This window comes from Dehalococcoidia bacterium (assembly GCA_035310145.1).
GTDB lineage: Bacteria > Chloroflexota > Dehalococcoidia > CAUJGQ01 > CAUJGQ01 > CALFMN01.
This window is the reverse complement of sequence record DATGEL010000093.1, coordinates 29,380-46,255: the sequence shown is the minus strand read 5'-3', so window position 1 is coordinate 46,255 and position 16,876 is coordinate 29,380. Positions and strand designations below refer to the sequence as shown.

The following is a 16,876-nucleotide window of genomic DNA, read 5'->3' as shown; positions in this document are numbered from 1 at the left end:
ACCAACACACCGGCGGCCGAGGGGTCGCAATCGAGGCGGAACGATGAAATGTCCAGCCTGCGGTAAGGAGAATCCGGCCGGCGAGCAGTACTGCCTCGATTGCGGCAGCGATCTGAGCGCGGCGCCGGCGGCAGCGGCGGCCACCATCGCCGGCGCCAGCGGCGCGGGCTCCTCGCCCGCGGGCGCTGGCTCGCTCGCGTACTCCGACGCAGAGTTCCAGCGCATGCTGCAGACGCCGCCAACGCCGACCACCTGTCCGCACTGCGGCGCCGCTGCGCCGGTCTCGGGCGCCTTCTGCGACAACTGCGGCCAGCCGCTTACCGACCAGCCGCCCGCCGGAGCAGCGGCGGAGGCGGCGCCCGCCGCCGCCACGACGCCCGCGACCCCGCCGCAGGCCGCTGTCCCAACCGATCAGCAGGCTCCCGCGCCCGCGCCCGCCGATAGCGCCGCGGCGCCGACGATGTCGATCCCCGCGCCGCCGTCCCCGCCGTCCGGGCTGCAGATCGCCTTCGACCTGAGCGGGCCCGCCGCCAGCAGCCGCTACGAGATGCAGGGCGACGAGGTGACGATCGGCAGGCGCGACGCCGAGTCGGGCATCTACCCGGAACTCGACTTCGACGGCAACGACATCGTGATCGAGGCGGGCGAGCGTGTGCACGCCGTCTCGCGCCGCCACGGCCGCATCTTCCGCGAGGGCGACGTGCTCAAGTTCGAAGACCTGGGCTCGACCAACGGCAGCACGATCAACGGCGCCGCCGTGCTCGCCAAGGATCCGCAACCGCTCAAGGACGGCGACATCATCGTGCTTGGCCGCACCTGCCGGATCACCGTGCACGTCGCGTAGCCCTTGCGCGACCTCGTTCCGACGCTCGCCCAGGCGATAAGCGGTCAAGTCCCGCCTTTGCCCGGCAGTTTTGTTATGCTATAACAGCATCGCCCGGTCGCTGCCGGGGGCTTTTGCCGGCACGTGCCGGCGTTCGGCGCCCGGAGGGCCAAGGAGATGGGGAGGAGCGCTTGGCTGCGCGAACGATCGCCGTCGCCAACCAGAAGGGCGGCGTCGGCAAGACCACCACGGTCGTCAATCTCGGCGCCGGGCTTGCGGCCGCCGGCTTCAACACACTGCTCGTTGATCTCGACGCGCAGGGCCAGATCGCAAAGTACTTCAGCCTCGAACCAGAGCGCACGGTCTTCGACGTGCTCGTGCGCGGCCTGGCCGCGGAGGCGGCGATCTACCGGGTGCGGCCGCGGCTGGCTGTGCTGCCGGCCGCCAAGAACCTGGCCGAGGCGAAGGAAATACTGACCAGCCGCCGCCGGCGCGAGGAGCTGCTGCTCAACGCCTTGCGGCCTGTTGCCCGTGCCTACGATTTCGTGCTGCTGGACTGTGCTCCCTCGCTCGATGTGTTGAACATGAACGCGCTGGTCGCGGCCGCCGAGGTCATCTTGCCGGTCTCCTGCGACTACCTGGCGCTCGACGGGGCGCGGGAGCACCTGGCCACGGTAGACGAGATGCAGCGCGAGGGCTACGCGCTGGGCGTGCGCGCCATCCTGCCGACCTTCTACGACGCGCGCGACCGCAAAAGCCGCGCCGCCGTCGCCCTGCTTGCCGAACACTACGACGGCATCGTGGCGGAGCCGATTCGCAAGAACGTGCGCGTCTCAGAGGCGGCGGGTCACCACAAGACGATCTACGAATACGCGCCGCAATCGATCGGCGCCGAGGACTACGCCCGCTTCACCGACCGCGTGGCGCACACCTGAAGGCATGGTTGCGACGCCCGCCGCCTACTGCCGAGAAGGATCTGCCAAACGATGACGATGAGCCGCCGCGCCGGCCTCGGCGACGATCCCTTCAGCCGTGCCCAGGCGGAGACGCAGGTGCGCCGCCTCGGCGTGCGGCCCAAGAAGCCGGCCCGCGTGCTGCCCGACAAGGGCACCTACTACCTGCCCAAAGCGCTGCAAGAGCGCATCCGCCTGCTGGCGGCGAGCACGGAGATCTCCTCCTCCGAAGTGGTGCACTTCGCCCTGGAGGAGTTCTTGCGGCGCATCGATCGCGGCGAGCTGACGCTGGCGCCGCGGCTGGAGAAGACCAAGTCCGGCACGCTCTATCGCAAGACCTTGTTCGGCGCCGAGGATTCATAGGGAACAGGGCACAGCGGCTAGCGCGACTTCGGGCCGAAGGGCTCGGGGTGGAAGGGCTGGTCGCGCGCGGCCAGGAACGCCTTCATACCGCCCTGACGCTGCGCCTCGTACAGCCGCTCGCGCTCGGGTCCGTGCGAGCTGTGCGCCAGGGCGGAGAGCGGGCCGTTGACCAGCATGCCCGAGGCGACACCGGCCGAGAGCAGACCGTACGTCGTCACCTGCTTGTTCAGCCGTACCGACGGTTCGGGCACGGCGGCGATGCGCAGAGCAAGCCGGCGCGTCGCGGGCAGCAACTCGTCGTGCGGGACGACCTCGTTGATCAGACCGATGCGCAACGCCTCGGCCGCGTCGATGTGGTCGCCGGTCAGCACGTAGCGGTTTGCCACCTTCCAGCCGCACAACGCCGCGAAGAGAAACGTGCTGTTGGAGACGTGGCGCACCTCGGGCTGGGCAAACACGGCGCGTTCCGAGGCGATGGTGATGTCGCAGGCGGTCGAGTACCAGAAGCCGCCGCCCATCGCGTAGCCGTTGACCGCGGCGATCACCGGCTTGGTCAAATACCAGAGGTGCAGCAGCTTCTGCACATTGCGCGTGTCGTTGCCGTGCCACCAGCGCAGATACTCGGCATGGCTGATGCCGCCGGGATCGAGCGGCCCCATGCGTCCGTCCTCGTTGCGGCCGGCCATGTCGTAGCCGGCCGAGAAGGCGCGGCCCGCGCCCGTCAGAATGACGGCGCGCACGGCCGGGTCGGCGTCTGCCTCGTCGAGCGCGAGGTGCAGCTCAGCCTCGAGCGTTGGGCTGATCGCGTTCAGCGCCTCCGGCCGGTTGAGTGTGATCGTCGCCACCGGCCCGTCGACCGCGTAGAGAATCGCTTCGTACGTCGTGCCCGCCACGCTGCCCCTCCTGGTTTGTTCTGCCTGGTGAAGCCCTGGTCCGGCGCCTCTGCCGAGTTCGCCGGCGCGGACGCCCCACACCCTCGCTGCAGCCGCATCCTACCGCGCGGCGGACGATTCAGCACGGACTTTGTGGCAGCGATCGGCGCCGGCCGAAGAGCCGCGGATCTTGCCGCGCGCGGCCGCCTCTCGGGTCGGCCGCGATGCGGCCTTGCGCGACGGCGGCTGTCGCCGGCGGCGCCCAGCGGACCAGCGGCAGGCGGAGAGCCGCTGCTGGTTGCGGATCCGGTTCGCCGGCGTACTGAAGCGAGCGCGCCCGCGTGACGACACTCACCACGGCAGTCGAGACACAGAGAGGAATCGATGCGGCGGTGGTCCAGGCTCATGGTGTTGCTGGCCGTGCCGGCGCTGCTGCTCAGCTTCGGTGGCCGGCGCGTTCGCGCGGCGGGCGATCCGGCCGCGCAGGGGCTGGCGATGCTGCAGGCCGAGTACACGGACCTGCTGCAGTTCTTCTACCAGCCGCTCGATCCCGATGCGCTGCTCTCGGCGGGCTGGGAGGCGCTGCAACGTTCCTCGGCGGCGCGGAAGACCCAGGTTCCGCCGCTCACGCCGTTGCCCGCGGATGCTGACGCCGCCTTCGCCGCATTCTCGGCGCAGTATCGGCGGTTCGCCGCGACGCTGCCGAAGCCGAGCCAAGCACGGACCTACGCCTACGCGGTCGCCAACGGCATGGCCGCCAGCGTGCATGAGCAGCACACGCAGTTCGTGCCCGGCGTCGGCGTCGGCTTCGGAGATGACGGTGGGCGCGAGCTGGAGTGGGGCATCGGCATCCACACGACCGAGCATGCCCCCTGGATCGTCACTGAGCTGGCGCCGGACGGCCAGGCGAAGCTCGCCGGCCTGCACGCCGGGGACGTGATCGTAGCCATGGACGATGCGCCCGTGCCCGCCGACGCCGAACAGGGCTTCATCGACGATGCCTTCAGCGAAGATGAGCAGACCGTCAAGGTCACGATCGACCGCGCCGGAACTCGCACGAATTTCACGCTCAAGGGCGGCTGGTACGCCTTTCCCGCGCTGACCACGCGCATGCTGGCGGGCGACGTGGGCTATATCCGCCTGCGCGAGTTCGCCAGCTCACGCTTCGCCAACAGCAACGGCCGCCTGCTGCTTGCCGACCTTGATCAGCAGCTCAACCAGCTCGAACGCGGCGGGGCGAAGGGGTTGGTGCTCGACCTGCGCGACAACCCGGGCGGCGCCGTCGCCACGGCGGATGGCCTGCTCGGCCGCTTTCTGCCCGGCACAACGTTGACGGTCACGCACTACGACGAACGTGGGCATTTGGTGGAAGGCGTGGCGAGCGGTTCCATGCGGCCGGTGCAACTGCCGCTGGCCGTGCTGATCAACGGTAACTCGGCATCGTCGTCGGAGTCCGTGGCCTCGACTTTGCATGAGGCCGGCCGCGCCGTGCTGGTAGGCGAGCGCAGCGCGGGCGCGCTGGCCACGGCGAAGTTCCTGCCGCTGCCTGGAGACGCCGCGCTGCAGATCGCGATGGCGGAAGTCCGCACGGCTCGCGGCGGCCAGACGGTGGATCGTCTGGGTCTCGCGGTGGACGTCGAGGCGTCCGACACGCGCACGGCGGACGATTACCGCACGGAGCGTGATCCGCAGCTCGACGCCGCGGTCCAGGCGCTGGCCGCTGCCCCGGCGCCGCCGGCCTTTCAAGCGAACAGCACGCCGGTGCCGCCGGAGACGATCTACGGCCTGCTCAACGAGTACGCGCCGGACATGGACTGGATGCAGTTGGGCGCAACCAGGGTCAACGCCCACCGCGGCGCCGTGCAAAGCCTGAACAGCCCCGCCCCGGTTGTGGATGTGAGCAGCCAGGATCCGCTCGCGCTGGCGGAGACGATGCGAGGCCGCGGCTGGCTGGGGCGCCAGTCGCAGGACTACGTGATCGACCTGCCGGACGCGCTCGGCCTGACCGCGACGTTCGATCTGTACACCACGCCGGACGGCGCTGCCGCCGCGCTCGCCCCGAACGATTTTCCAGAGCTAGAACAGCCTGCGCAGCCGCGCTTCCCGCTCGGCACGCCGACCATGGCCTATCGCGGTCAGTGGATGGAGGCCGGCGCGACGACCTATCGCTGGCAACGGAGCAACGTCGTGGTCTCCGTAACCTACGCGGCCATGCCCGGCGCCGAGCGCGACGACGTGATCTCCGTGCTGGGCCAGGGCATCAACGCCCTCTTCGACCGCTATCCGCTGCGCATGGAGCCGGTTCAGACGCTGCTGGCACGGGCCACGGCCTCCGCGGCGGCGCCGCAGGCAACCGCCGCGGCCGCCAGCAGCACGGAGCCTGCTGCACCGGCACGGGTCACGCCTGCGGCGGCGCCACGCACCGGCCGCGAAGGGAGCTTGCCGATCGTGGCCGCGGTCCTAGTCGGTGCGCTTGGTGTGGGCCTGGGGGCAGCAGTCCTGCGCCGGCGCCGCGTTTGATTGGCGTCAGCCGGCTCGGCCGTTCAGGAGCGTGGCGGCAGGCCGGCGATCCGACCGAACGGCGTCGTGCGCACGGCCAGCGAGCCCACGTCCACCGCCCAGCCCAGCGGCCCGAGCCGGCGCTTGAAGCCGACATAGCTCTGCTCGCCGCGAATCAGGCTGGCGAGCAGCTCCCAGATGCGGTCGCTGCGCCGCAGCAGGCCGACGTACAGCTCCGGCACCAGGTAGAAGAGATCCTGAAAGCGACGGGAGGCGACGAGATCGGGCGCCAGCTCCCGCTCGATCGCCGCCGCATAGCCGGCGAGCGAGGCGGCGCGTCCTGCCAGCAGCGCGGCCGCGTGCCGCGCCACGGTCCGGCCGCTGCTGATCGCCGCGTAAATTCCTTCTCCCGAAAGCGGATCCAGCAGTCCCGCGGCGTCGCCGGCCAGCGCCACGCGGCCGCGGGCGAGCGGCGAACCCGGCCGCCGCACCGGCAACTGGTAGCCGCGCAGGTTTTGCAGGCGCTCGGCCGGCAGGTCGTAGAAGGCGCAGAGCGCGTTCAGGCGGGCGCGCAGGCTGCCGGCCAAATACTGCCAGCCGCCGACGCCGACGTTGAGATGATCGCCCTTGGGGAAGAGCCAGCCGTAGCCGCCGGGAATGCCGCCGAGGTCCATGCCGATCGCGCGCTGCCAGCGCCGCGGCAGCCCATCCGGGCAGGGGATGTTGCCTTCGAGCGCCACGGCCACGTCGCGCGGTCCACCGAGGCCGCACAGCCGCGCGACGACGCCATTCGCACCGTCCGCGCCGATCACCACACGGCCCTTCTGCCTGGCGCAGCGGCTGAGGACGGTGACGCCGTGGTCGGTCAACTCCAGCCCCGAGACGCCGTCCCCGTCGTGGAAGGTTGCTCCGGCCGCTTCGGCCTGCTGCACGAGGAACGCGTCGAGCCGCCGGCGTTGCGTGAGCAGCGTGAGCGGCGCGGACGAGCGCCGCACGAACCCCGCCCGTTGCTTGAGGCTGAAGTAGACGCTGTCGACGCTGCGCTCGAGCACCGGGGCCAGGTCGAAGGGCAGCAGCTTCGCCGCGCGCGGCGTGACGCCGCCGCCGCACGGCTTGTCGCGCGGAAAGCGAGCGCGCTCCAGCAGCAGCACCGAGCCGCCGCGCCGGGCGATCTCGCGCGCGGCGGTGCTGCCCGCCGGCCCCGCGCCAACCACGATCGCGTCATAGATCACGGGCATTCCTGCACGGCTCGCTCTCCTCAGCGTAGCGCTGGCATGCGGCACGAGCGAGTGCCGAGGCTCACACGCCGCGGCGGAGGAAGATCTCCAGCTTTACGAAATCGGGATTGACAGGGGATTCCCAGCCTGCGACTATACCTCCGTCAGGACGACTCCGACGAGCGAAACCGGTGGAGAGTCGGGCAGTCGTTGAAGCCGGGCCCGCTCTGGCCGCAAGGCAATGAGGGATCGCAAGATCTCGGGTATGTCCCGCGGAGCGCCTGACACGAGATGACCGAGGGGCCGCAAGGTTCCTCGGTCATCCGCTTTTCTGCGTTTGGCGTATGATCGCCGCAGCAGCGTGCGCCGCGGCCGGACGAGAGCCGGGGCGGCGAAGAAGGGAACGGCGGTCGTGTTGAAGAAGCTCCTGCTCGGCGGCGTAGTCATCGGCGGCATCACAGCATTCGTGCTGCGCAAGCGGCGCGGCTCGGGCTATGACGAGGACGAGATCGACTCCGCCGACTACGGCGAGTTCGGCGATCGCGGGGCCCCGGCGCCGGAGCAGCAGATGGCCACCGCCGAGACGCGCCACGACACCACCCCCGAAGCGCTGTCCATGGCGGCGCGCGTCGAGACGAGCCTCGATGACATCCGCGCGGCCTTCCCCGGCGTCTCTGCGGAGGAGATCAAGTCCGCGGAGAGCGACCTCGATCGCCTGGCTGCGCTGATCGCTGAGAAGACCCACGGCGAACACTCGCAGGTGCGCGCGCGCCTGCAGCAGATCATCGACACCGACACGCCCGACCCGAGCTACCCGGCGCACTAGCGCACCGGCCCCGTCGCGATCATGCCTGACACGGGCCATGCAAATCGAGGCGAGATGCCCGCCGCCGAAGTGGTGCGCGTGCTGCATGCCCTGCGCGAGTCCGGCATCGACGTGTGCGTCGACGGCGGCTGGGCGGTGGACGCCGCCCTGGGCGAACAAACGCGGCTGCACGCCGACCTGGACCTTGTCGGCGCCGCGAGCGATCATGCGGCAACGATCACCGCGCTGGCGCCGCTCGGCTATCTTCCTGCCGAAGACGACCGGCCCATCCGCTTCGTGCTGCGCGCCCCCGGCGGCCGCGCGATCGACTTCCACACGGTCACATTCGACGCCGAGGGCGGCGGGCTGCAGCCGCAGCCGGACGGCTCGCTCTTCCGCTATCCACCGGAAGGCTTCGGCGGCAACGGCACGATCGACGGCGAGCCGGTGAAGTGCCTGAGTGCGGAGTTCCAGCTGCTCTGCCATTCCGGCTACGAGCCGGACGAGGACGATCGCCGTGACATGCGCCTGCTGGCCGCGCGCTTCGGACTGAAGCTGCCGCCGTCACTCGCCTGAGGCCAGGGCTAGACCGCGGCGGCCTGCCGCTCGCGGCGGGCGACCTCGGCTCGCACGATCGGCAGCAGGTCGCGGCCGTACTCGATCGCGTCGGGCAGGGGATCGAAGCCACGGATCAACAAGGTCGTGACGCCGAGGTCGTAGTAGGCGAGCAGCGACTCCGCCACCTGCTCCGGTGTGCCCACCAGCGCCGTCGTGTTGCCGGCGGCGCCGGTGGCCGCCGCGATCGGCGTCCAGAGGCGCTGGTCCATGATCTCGCCCTGCGCCGCCGCGGCGAGCAGCCGCTGCGAGCCAACGGACTGCGGGCGCGCGCTCGTGCCGTTGATGCCGTGCCCGCCGCGCACCGTCTTGATCCGCTCGAGGATCCCGTACGCCCGCGCCCAGGCTTGCTCCTCCGTCGCGCCCAGGATCGGCCGCAGCGAGACGCTGAAGCGCGGCCGGCGGCCGTACTGCGCCGCCGCGGTCGTGACGGCGGCGATGCGGGCGCGGATCGCCGCCAGCGGCTCGCCCCAGAACATGTAGCAGTCGGCGTGCTTCGCGCCCACCGCCAGCGCCGCCCCCGAGGCGCCGCCGAAGTAGATCGGCACATGCGGCTGCTGCAGCGGCTTCACGTCCGCGAACGCCTGCTCGAAGCGGTAGAACTCGCCGGCGTGGTCGAAGGGCTGATCGGAGGTCCAGACCTGGCGCAAGACGCTCAAATACTCGTCGGTGCGGCGGTAGCGGGCGTCGTGGTCCAAAAAGTCGCCGTCGCGGCGCTGCTCGGCGTCGCTGCCGCCGGTGATGAAGTGCAGGGCGATACGGCCGCCGCTGAACTGGTCGAGCGTGGCCGCCTTGCGTGCCGCCAGCGTGGGCACGACGAAGCCAGGGCGATGCGCCAGCAAGAAGCCGAGCCGCTCGGTTACCGAGGAAGCATACGAGGTGACACTCCAGGTGTCTGGCCCGGTGGAACCGTAGCCGACAAGCACGCGGTCGAAGCCGGCGTCTTCGTGGGCGCGGGAGAAGTCGCGTACGAAGTCACGATCGACCGAACCGCCGATAATCGAGACGGCGGCGCCGTGCGTTTCGGACGCCGGCCGCGTCCCGATCATCCCGATGAACTCGATGGGCATCGCCGGCCTCCGCTGGCTGTGAGCGCGTAGCTGCTGGCCGTCATTGTACGGATTGTCGATTGACTTTTTCAACTATGTCGCGATGTGCGATGCGGTTGGGCCCGTGCTCTCGAAGGCGGCCGGTTCGAGCAGGCGCAGGATGTCGAGCAGCGTGGCGATCTGCCATGCCGGCGGCGGGTGTTCGGCCGGCCACGGGTGCAGCGCGGGCAACCAGATGCCCCATAGGCCGGCGGCGCTCGCCCCGAGGACATCGTTTACAGGATGATCACCGACGAACCAGGCCTCCCCTGCGGCGCAACCAAGCTGGTCCAGTGCATGCCGGAAGATCGCCGGGTCCGGCTTCTCGATTCCAACCGCTTCGGAGATCACGACGGCGGAAAAATAGCGTTCGATGCCCAGCGCCGCCAGCTTGGCCCGCTGGATGCGCACGCCGCCGTTGCTCACCACTCCCAGCCGAATTCCCCGCCTCGCGAGCGCCGGCAGCAGCGCCTCAAGCCCGTCGCGCGGCGCAGCCGATATCGGAAACCAGGCGTACCAGTGCTCGACGAGCTGCTGAACCTCCGGCGCGTTCTGCCAGGGCAACACACGCAGGAGATCCTCGCACACGTCAGCTCGCACCCGGTAGCCGTCGCCGTCGGCGCGCTGGAGGAGCGCCTCAAGCTCAGCGATCTCGATCTCGGCCAGATGTTCGGCGAACGACGCCTGGAACGGCCGGGCATAGCGCGCGATCGAGCGCGAGCGGTCGTCGAGCGTGCCGTCCAAATCGAAGAGGATGGCGCGCGGCGGGCCGACCGGACGATCATCCGCTGCTTCACGCATAGCGCTGCCGTACCTGCAATCGGACCCGTGCGGCCGGCAGTTCCCTCTGCCGCCGGCCAATGGGTCCCAGCCTCGAAGGCGCCACGTTCGACTCGGTCAGCTTCGCCGGAACTCCTCGATCGAGCGTGCGGTCGCCCCGTCCTTGCGTGCGATCGGCAGCGTCACCGGCTTCGTGTAGCCGCCGAAGGTCGGCTGCCACGACGAATGCTTGCCCGAGCCGCCGGCGACGACCACGAGCAGATCTTCCGGCCGCTCCATGATCCGGCACATCGCGTCCGGCGCGTCTGGGTCGAAGCTGTTGAGCCGGTCGAGCACGCCGTGCGTGAACTCGTAACCCAGCCTGCTCACCGGGAAGCGCGCGTTGTCGAAGACGAACTGCTTCACGTCGGCTTTGCTGTAGCCGTCGCGGGCGATCGTGGCGGCGTGCTCCGGTCCGAGCGTGAGCACCGGATGCCCGTGGCCGAGGATGTTGTTGCTGCCTGCCTGGCCCATCGCGCCGGCGATCGTCTTGAGGATGCCCTCGCCTGTATTGCTGTAATGGTCCTGGATGTTGTGCGGCCCTTCGCAGCCGCAGAGCGTGACCGTGCTGGTTTCGACGTCGAAGCCCAGCTCGACCTGCAGCGGCTGCCAGGGATTCTCCGTCTCGTTCTCGGCGATGCAGTAGGTGTACTTGGCGGGGCTACCCTGCGTGCTGCGGTCGCCGCTGCCGGGCAGGCCGCCGCCGACGTTCATCATCACCAGGCGGATGGCGCGGCCGATCGTGGCGTTGGCGCGCGCGCCCTGGCCGAAGCAGTTGTAGCCGCTGTTGATGCTCAACTCTCTGGCGATCGGGCCGTTGACGATCAGCAGCGGCGCCACGGGGTGCGTGGTGGCCTGCACGCCGTCGGGATTAAAGCGCTCGTCGCAGATCGCCTGGATCGCCGCAACGATCACCGGCAGATACTGCGGCAGGCAGCCGGCCATCACCGCGTTCACCGCGATCTTCTCGACCGTCGCCTCACCCTGCCGCGGCGGCAGCACGCCGACGATATCGAGTGGATCGCGGTCCGTCCAGGCGAGCATCTCCGCGACCGCGTTCTCCGTGGGCGGCACGATCGGCAGGCCGTCGGTCCAGCCGCGCTCGTAGAAGACGGTGTTGATCTCCTGGAACGAGGACGGGAGTTGCAACGTGCGGGCGCGCGGACCCTCGCTCATGCCGCGCCTCCGCGCACGATCGCGGCCACGGTCTGCGGCACCAGCGCCTCGGCCTTGGCCAGCACGTCGGGCTCGCGCAGACCGCCCAGCGGGTGCTTGGTGATCGCCACCGGCAGATCGGGCAGCCCGCGCGAGCGCGACTCCAGCTTGAAGAGCGAGAGAAACTCGTCGGTGCCGACCACGGCGGTGGGCATGCCTTCCTTCTCCAGCACGATCGCTGCCTGGACACTCCAGGCGGTGCAGGAGCCTCAATCGGCGCTGCCGACAAGCACGGCGGCGCACTGCTCCTTGAGATCCCTGATCACCTGTGGCGAGGCTGGCCCGGCGACCGGCTTCTTGCGCACGATCACGTCGGCGGCCCCGTAGCGCTCTTTGAGGATGCCGGCGACGGCGGTCATCAGCAGGCCGGCGTTCGCCTTGCCGTTGTCGAGCACGCCGATCGTCTTGCCGCGCAGGTCGTCGGTTCGTGCGGCGAGCGCGGCGCCGCTCTGCCGCGGCTGGGCGGTGGGGTCGTAGACGGTCACCATCTCCTGGGCCAGACTGGTCATGCCGCACCTCGCCTTCGCGTCTGGCCGCGTCGCGCTTGTCGCGCCGCCGGTCCGCTCGCGCTGGGATCGTAGGCAGCGGCTCCCGAGACTGTCAACGAGAGGAACGGCGCAAGAGAATGACCAGGGAGACCGATCTGCTGATCGTCGGCGGCGGTGCGGCTGGGCTGAGCGCGGGCCTCTACGCCGCCCGTTCGCGCATCGACACGCTGCTGCTGGAGCGCATGGGGCCGGGCGGGCAGCTCGTCAACGTAGACCGCGTGGAGAACTATCCCGGCTTTCCCGACGGCATCGCCGGCCACGAGTTGGGGCCGCTGATGGCGCAGCAGGCGATGGACGCGGGCCTTGCGTTCGCGTACGGCGAGGCACAGGCGCTGCGGCCCGGCGCCGGCGCGGACGGCCGCCACCTGGTGGAAACCGACGGCGAGACGTTTGCCGCCTGTGCCGTGATCCTGGCCGGCGGCTCGACGCTGGCGCGGCTGGGCGTGCCGGGCGAGCAGGAGTTCGAGGGCCGCGGTGTCTCCTACTGCGCGACGTGTGACGGCGAGTTCTTCCGCGACCGGCCGGTGGTCGTGGTGGGCGGCGGCGACTCGGCGCTGGACGAAGCGCTCTACCTGGCTGAGATCGCGTCGAGCGTGACGATTGTGCACCGGCGCCTGTCGTTCCGCGGGGCGCGGGTGATGCAGGAGCGCATCCTCGGACACCCGAAGTGCCGCGTGCTCTGGAACGCGACGGTCGGTGCGATCGTGGGTGAGGAGACGGTGAGCGGGGTTGAGCTAACGACAGGTGAGGGCGCATCGCGGCTGGACGCTGGCGGCGTCTTCATCTACGTCGGGCTCAACCCCAATACGGCTTGGCTGCAGGGCGCGGTGGATCTGGACGGCGGCGGGCACGTCGTCAGTGACGGCAGGCTGCAGTCCAGCGTGCCCGGCGTGTTCGTCGCCGGCGATCTGCGCCAGTTCTCGGCGCGGCAGGTCGCGGCCTCGGTGGGCGACGGCGCCACGGCCGCGATCTGGGTCGAGCGCTTTCTGCGCGGGCCAGAGGCCCGCTGAAGCGCCGGCGCGTTTGCGATACTGGTCTGGACGAGCACGGAACGAAGCGGGAGCGATTGTGATGGTCGCGAAGCCCAAACCAGACGAGGCACCCGAGTGGCAGCCGCGGCGCCGGCTGTTCAGCACGGACGAATACGAGCGGATGATCGAGGCCGGCGTCTTCCAGCGCGCGGAGCGGATCGAACTCATCGAAGGAGAGATCCTCTACATGGCCGCGATCGGTTTACGTCATTGGCGAGCGGTCAACGTCTTGAACGACTTCTTCACGCCGCGTCTCACCGGCCGTGCGATAGTTTCGATCCAGATGTCCGTGCGGCTGCGGCCGGGATCGGAGCCAGAACCCGATCTGGCCATCCTTCGGCGGCGGGATGACTACTATCTCAGTGGGCTACCCGGTCCCGAGGCCGTCTGGCTGGTCATTGAAGTCGCGGATAGTTCGCTTGCCTACGACCTCAGCCGCAAGCTTCCCCTCTACGCGTCGGCCGGCATCCCGGAGACCTGGGTCTTTGACCTGCGCGGCGACCGTGCGCTGGTGCATCGTCGCCCCCGCGGCCGGCGCTACACCGGGGTCACGGTCGTCGAGCGCGGCGGCACGCTCACGCCGCTTGCGTTCCCTGAGTTAACGATTGCTCTCGACGACGTGCTCGGCCCGCCCCAAAGCCAGTAGCAACCGGACTCAGCCCGCCGCCGCCTCGACGGCCTGCGCCGCGGCCTCCCAGGCGGCCATCAGCGCGTGCAACTGCTGCTCCGCCTCGGCGTAGGCCGCGCCCACGGCGCCGGTGTGCTCCGCGTCGTGGGCGGCGCTGGCGCGCTCAAGCTCGGCCGCAAGGGCACGGATGCGGCTCTCGGCCGCCTCCACGTCGGCTTCGAGCTGCGCCACGGCCTGCGCGCGTTTCGCCTGCTCACGGCCGGGCGAGGCTGGGCGCTGGCGTTCAGCGGCCGCCCTCTCGGCCGGCCTGGCGGGCTTGACCGCCTCGGCCGGCGGCTCGATCACGCCGCCTTCATGCAGCCTCACGACGCCGTCTTGAATCAGCCAGGTCTTCGCCGCCAGGTTCTGAATCAAGGCGCGGTCGTGCGTGACGAAGAGGATCGTGCCCTGATAGCCGTCGAGCACGGCCTCCAGCGCCTCGCGCGCGGCGATATCAAGGTGATTCGTCGGCTCGTCCAGCAGCAGCAGGTTCACGTCGTCGGCGCTGAGCTTGGCGAGCGCCAGGCGGCTGCGTTCGCCGCCCGAGAGCGTGCCGACCGGCTGATCGATCGCGTCGCCGCGGAAGAGGAAGCGGGCAAGCAGATCACGCGCATCCTGCAACGGCATGTTGCGCGTGGCCAGCAGCTCGTCGAGCACACTCAGCCGATCGTCCAGGTGCTCGGTGCCCTGGCGGTAGTAGCCGGGCCGCACGTTGGCGCCGGGCGAAATCGTGCCGTGTGCCGGCTCGCGCTCGCGCATCAGCGTGCGCAGCAGGGTCGTCTTGCCGGTGCCGTTGTCGCCGACGATGGCGATGCGCTCGCCGCGTTCGACTTCGACCTTCCTGGGAAAATGCAGCAGCTCGTGCGCCGGGTTGCCGGGTTGCGCGATGACCACGTGTTCCAGCAGCAGCGCGACACGGCCGGTGCGGCTCGCCTTGCTCAGCCGGATCGAGACCGACTTCTCCTCTCGCGGGCGGTCCAGCCGTTCGACCCGGTCCAGCCGCGTCTGCAGACCGCGCGCCCAGCGCGCCCGCTGGCCCTCCTTGTAGCGGCGGATCAGCTCCTGCTCGCGCTCGATCTTCTCGCGCTGCCGCTCGTACTGGTCGCGTTGCCGCGCGAGCCGCGCGTCCCGCTGCTGCACGTAGGCCGAATAGTTGCCGCGGTAGGGGGTGAGGCGTTCGTGCCGAAGATCCCAGATCTCTGTCGCGACGCGGTCGAGGAAGAAGCGATCGTGCGAGACGACCACCACGGCGCCGGGCCAGCGGCCCAAAAAGCCCTCGAGCCAGCGGATGCCGGCGATGTCAAGGTGGTTGGTCGGCTCGTCCAGCAGCAGCAGGTCGGGTTTCGACAGCAACGCGCGGGCGAGGGCGATGCGCGATTTCTCGCCGCCGCTCATGCCGGTCGCGGGCTGGTTCCACAGCCGCTCGGGCAGGCGCAGACCGGCCAGGATCTCCTCCGCCTCTGCACGGTAGCGGTAGCCGCCTTCCGCCTCGAAGCGGCGCGTGAGTTCGTCATAGTGCGCCGCCGCCGCGGCAACCGCGGCGCCCTCGGCCTCAGTCAGTGAGTGCGCCGCGGCCTCGATCGCGTGCTCAAGCTCGGCCAGGTGGGCGATGCCGGAAAGCACTTCTTCGCGCACGGTGCGATCGGGCGCGACGTGGGGAATCTGCGGCACGTAGCCGAGGCGGTTTCCGCCGGCCAGCGCGATCTGGCCGCCGGCGGGCCGCTCCTCGCCGGCGATGAGGCGCAGCAGCGAGGTCTTGCCGGCGCCGTTTGGGCCGATCAGGCCGACGCGATCGCCGGCGTCGAGCCGGGCGCTGACGTGCGAGAGCACATCGCGGCCGCCGTAGGCGAGGGAGATATCGGCAATCGTAATCAGCGGCATGGACGACGTTCCGCGGCCTGCGTCGCACGGCACAAAAGAGCCGCCTGCTGCCACGCCGTCGCGGCTGCATGCGGCCGTGGGACCGATCCGGCAGATGTCGCGCCTCTCTCTGCCATACTCAGTGTATCGAGTGGGTGCGGAGGGCGTCAAACCAGCCGGCCGGCCGGATTGCCGGTGCGCACCTTTTCGGAGCCAGGCACGGGGCAGCGGAAGGAGAAACGATGAGCCGTGAACTGTTTGATCTGACGATCATCGGCGCGGGGCCGACGGGCCTGTTCGCCGCCTTCTACGCCGGCCTGCGCGGCATGAAAACCAAGCTGCTGGAGGCGCTGCCCGAGCCGGGCGGCCAGCTCGCCGTGCTCTACCCGGAAAAGTTCATCTACGACGTGCCCGGCCATCCCAAGATCCTGGCGCAGGACCTGGTGACGCAACTGCTGGCGCAGTGCGAGCTGTTCCAGCCCGAGTTCTGCTTCGAGCAGCGCATCGACACGCTCACTCGTGCCGACGTCGACGGGGAAGAGGTCTGGCGGCTGGGCACGCCGGTTGACGCGCATTTTACGCGCACCGTGGTGATCTCCGCGGGCATCGGCGCCTTCTCGCCGAACAAGATCGACCGCGCCCACGTCGAGGACTTCGAGGGCCGCGGCGTCTTCTACTTCGTCAAAGATAAGCGGCCGTTCCGCAACCAGCGCATCCTGATCGTCGGCGGCGGCGATACGGCGGTGGACTGGTGTCTGAACCTGAAGGACTGGGCGAAGGAGATCACGCTGATTCACCGCCGCGACCAGTTCCGCGCGCACGAGGCGAGCCTGACCGCGCTGCGCATGAGCGGCATCCCCATGCTCACCTTCTGGGAGCTGAAGCGGGTCTACGGCGAGGGCCGCGTGCAGGGCGCGACGATCTTCGAGAATCGCACGGGCGAGGAGCGCGAGCTGGAGGTCGATGCCGTGCTGATTAACATCGGCTTCAAGGCGGCGCTGGGGCCGATCGAGTCCTGGGGTGTGCAGCTTGCGGACGCGCGGCACATCCGCGTCGACGGCTTCATGGAGACGAACCTGCCCGGCGTCTTCGCCGCAGGCGACATCGCCGCGCAGGAAGGCTCGGAGCCGCTGAACCTGATCGTTACCGGCTTCGCCCAGGCCGCGATCGCTGCCAACGCCGCCAAGCGCGCGGTCGACCCGCACTCGCGCCTCTTCCCCGGCCACTCAAGCGAGCTGAAGCTGTAGGGCAATGCAGTGTAGGGCGTATCATCGGTTTAGAGCTCGATCGATCTCATACATGAGATTTGCAGTTTGGAACACCACTCTGCGGGCATCTTCCCAGACCAACGGTGTTCCGGATCGCTGACCTCCGTGCTCTTGTCGCTGAACGAGCATGCTGACGGCGCGCCAATATTCCAGCAGCGCATCGAGCATTGGCACTTCAGTGGTTCCCAATATGACCTTCCGGACCTCCATCGCTGCCCGCACCCGGTTGATAT

Annotated in this window: 17 protein-coding genes; 9 read left to right on the top strand and 8 right to left on the bottom strand. The window is 69.7% G+C overall.

Annotated features, from left to right (window positions below):
- The first annotated feature begins 43 nt into the window (after nucleotides 1–43).
- The 3 genes from VKV26_17200 to VKV26_17190 all read left to right on the top strand — a co-directional run bounded on the left by VKV26_17200 (nucleotide 44) and on the right by VKV26_17190 (nucleotide 2,139).
- Nucleotides 44–844 carry an FHA domain-containing protein gene (locus VKV26_17200; protein HLZ71642.1) on the top strand — a complete coding sequence of 267 codons (801 nt, stop codon included), beginning with the start codon at nucleotides 44–46 and terminating at the stop codon, nucleotides 842–844.
- A gap of 170 nt (nucleotides 845–1,014) precedes the next feature.
- Complete coding sequence (locus tag VKV26_17195; protein HLZ71641.1) at nucleotides 1,015–1,758, top strand: ParA family protein; 744 nt, start codon at nucleotides 1,015–1,017, stop codon at nucleotides 1,756–1,758.
- Nucleotides 1,759–1,809: 51 nt separating this feature from the next.
- On the top strand, nucleotides 1,810–2,139 hold the full coding sequence (locus VKV26_17190; protein ID HLZ71640.1) for a hypothetical protein: 330 nt from the start codon (nucleotides 1,810–1,812) through the stop codon (nucleotides 2,137–2,139).
- A 17-nt stretch (nucleotides 2,140–2,156) separates the two neighbouring features.
- Here VKV26_17190 and VKV26_17185 read toward each other — a convergent pair whose 3' ends face one another.
- Nucleotides 2,157–3,032, bottom strand: coding sequence for an enoyl-CoA hydratase/isomerase family protein (locus tag VKV26_17185; GenBank protein ID HLZ71639.1), 876 nt, complete (start codon nucleotides 3,030–3,032; stop codon nucleotides 2,157–2,159).
- Nucleotides 3,033–3,416: 384 nt separating this feature from the next.
- Between VKV26_17185 and VKV26_17180 the strand changes: the two genes are divergently transcribed.
- Nucleotides 3,417–5,531 carry a S41 family peptidase gene (locus VKV26_17180; protein HLZ71638.1) on the top strand — a complete coding sequence of 705 codons (2,115 nt, stop codon included), beginning with the start codon at nucleotides 3,417–3,419 and terminating at the stop codon, nucleotides 5,529–5,531.
- A gap of 23 nt (nucleotides 5,532–5,554) precedes the next feature.
- On the opposite strand, the gene VKV26_17175 is transcribed toward VKV26_17180, so the two are convergent.
- Entirely contained in the window at nucleotides 5,555–6,742 is a 1,188-nt protein-coding gene (locus VKV26_17175) for a geranylgeranyl reductase family protein (protein ID HLZ71637.1), read from the bottom strand.
- A gap of 400 nt (nucleotides 6,743–7,142) precedes the next feature.
- Here VKV26_17175 and VKV26_17170 point away from each other — a divergent pair, with 400 nt between their 5' ends.
- Nucleotides 7,143–7,553 (top strand): hypothetical protein, encoded by a 411-nt coding sequence (locus tag VKV26_17170; protein ID HLZ71636.1) that lies wholly within the window; start codon nucleotides 7,143–7,145, stop codon nucleotides 7,551–7,553.
- Nucleotides 7,554–7,607: 54 nt separating this feature from the next.
- Nucleotides 7,608–8,108, top strand: a complete 501-nt coding sequence (locus VKV26_17165) for an amino acid transporter (protein HLZ71635.1) — start codon at nucleotides 7,608–7,610, stop codon at nucleotides 8,106–8,108.
- Nucleotides 8,109–8,116: 8 nt separating this feature from the next.
- Here VKV26_17165 and VKV26_17160 read toward each other — a convergent pair whose 3' ends face one another.
- The 5 genes from VKV26_17160 to VKV26_17140 all read right to left on the bottom strand — a co-directional run bounded on the left by VKV26_17160 (nucleotide 8,117) and on the right by VKV26_17140 (nucleotide 11,778).
- On the bottom strand, nucleotides 8,117–9,217 hold the full coding sequence (locus VKV26_17160; GenBank protein HLZ71634.1) for an LLM class flavin-dependent oxidoreductase: 1,101 nt from the start codon (nucleotides 9,215–9,217) through the stop codon (nucleotides 8,117–8,119).
- Between the two features lie 72 nt (nucleotides 9,218–9,289).
- A complete protein-coding gene (locus VKV26_17155) occupies nucleotides 9,290–10,036 on the bottom strand; it encodes an HAD family hydrolase (GenBank protein ID HLZ71633.1) in 747 nt (248 codons plus the stop codon).
- A gap of 96 nt (nucleotides 10,037–10,132) precedes the next feature.
- Nucleotides 10,133–11,230 carry a hypothetical protein gene (locus tag VKV26_17150; GenBank protein HLZ71632.1) on the bottom strand — a complete coding sequence of 366 codons (1,098 nt, stop codon included), beginning with the start codon at nucleotides 11,228–11,230 and terminating at the stop codon, nucleotides 10,133–10,135.
- A complete protein-coding gene (locus tag VKV26_17145) occupies nucleotides 11,227–11,442 on the bottom strand; it encodes a hypothetical protein (GenBank protein HLZ71631.1) in 216 nt (71 codons plus the stop codon). The genes VKV26_17150 and VKV26_17145 overlap by 4 nt, the downstream gene beginning before the upstream one ends.
- Before the next feature lie 36 nt (nucleotides 11,443–11,478).
- Complete coding sequence (locus VKV26_17140) at nucleotides 11,479–11,778, bottom strand: hypothetical protein (GenBank protein ID HLZ71630.1); 300 nt, start codon at nucleotides 11,776–11,778, stop codon at nucleotides 11,479–11,481.
- A 116-nt stretch (nucleotides 11,779–11,894) separates the two neighbouring features.
- On the opposite strand from VKV26_17140, the gene VKV26_17135 reads away from it, so the two are divergent.
- Both VKV26_17135 and VKV26_17130 read left to right on the top strand, forming a co-directional pair.
- Nucleotides 11,895–12,827 carry an FAD-dependent oxidoreductase gene (locus VKV26_17135; protein HLZ71629.1) on the top strand — a complete coding sequence of 311 codons (933 nt, stop codon included), beginning with the start codon at nucleotides 11,895–11,897 and terminating at the stop codon, nucleotides 12,825–12,827.
- 61 nt (nucleotides 12,828–12,888) lie between these two features.
- A complete protein-coding gene (locus VKV26_17130; protein ID HLZ71628.1) occupies nucleotides 12,889–13,494 on the top strand; it encodes a Uma2 family endonuclease in 606 nt (201 codons plus the stop codon).
- A gap of 9 nt (nucleotides 13,495–13,503) precedes the next feature.
- Here the strand turns inward: VKV26_17130 and VKV26_17125 are convergent, their stop codons facing one another.
- On the bottom strand, nucleotides 13,504–15,396 hold the full coding sequence (locus VKV26_17125; GenBank protein HLZ71627.1) for an ABC-F family ATP-binding cassette domain-containing protein: 1,893 nt from the start codon (nucleotides 15,394–15,396) through the stop codon (nucleotides 13,504–13,506).
- Between the two features lie 221 nt (nucleotides 15,397–15,617).
- Here VKV26_17125 and VKV26_17120 point away from each other — a divergent pair, with 221 nt between their 5' ends.
- A complete protein-coding gene (locus tag VKV26_17120; GenBank protein ID HLZ71626.1) occupies nucleotides 15,618–16,622 on the top strand; it encodes an NAD(P)/FAD-dependent oxidoreductase in 1,005 nt (334 codons plus the stop codon).
- Nucleotides 16,623–16,876 lie beyond the last annotated feature (254 nt).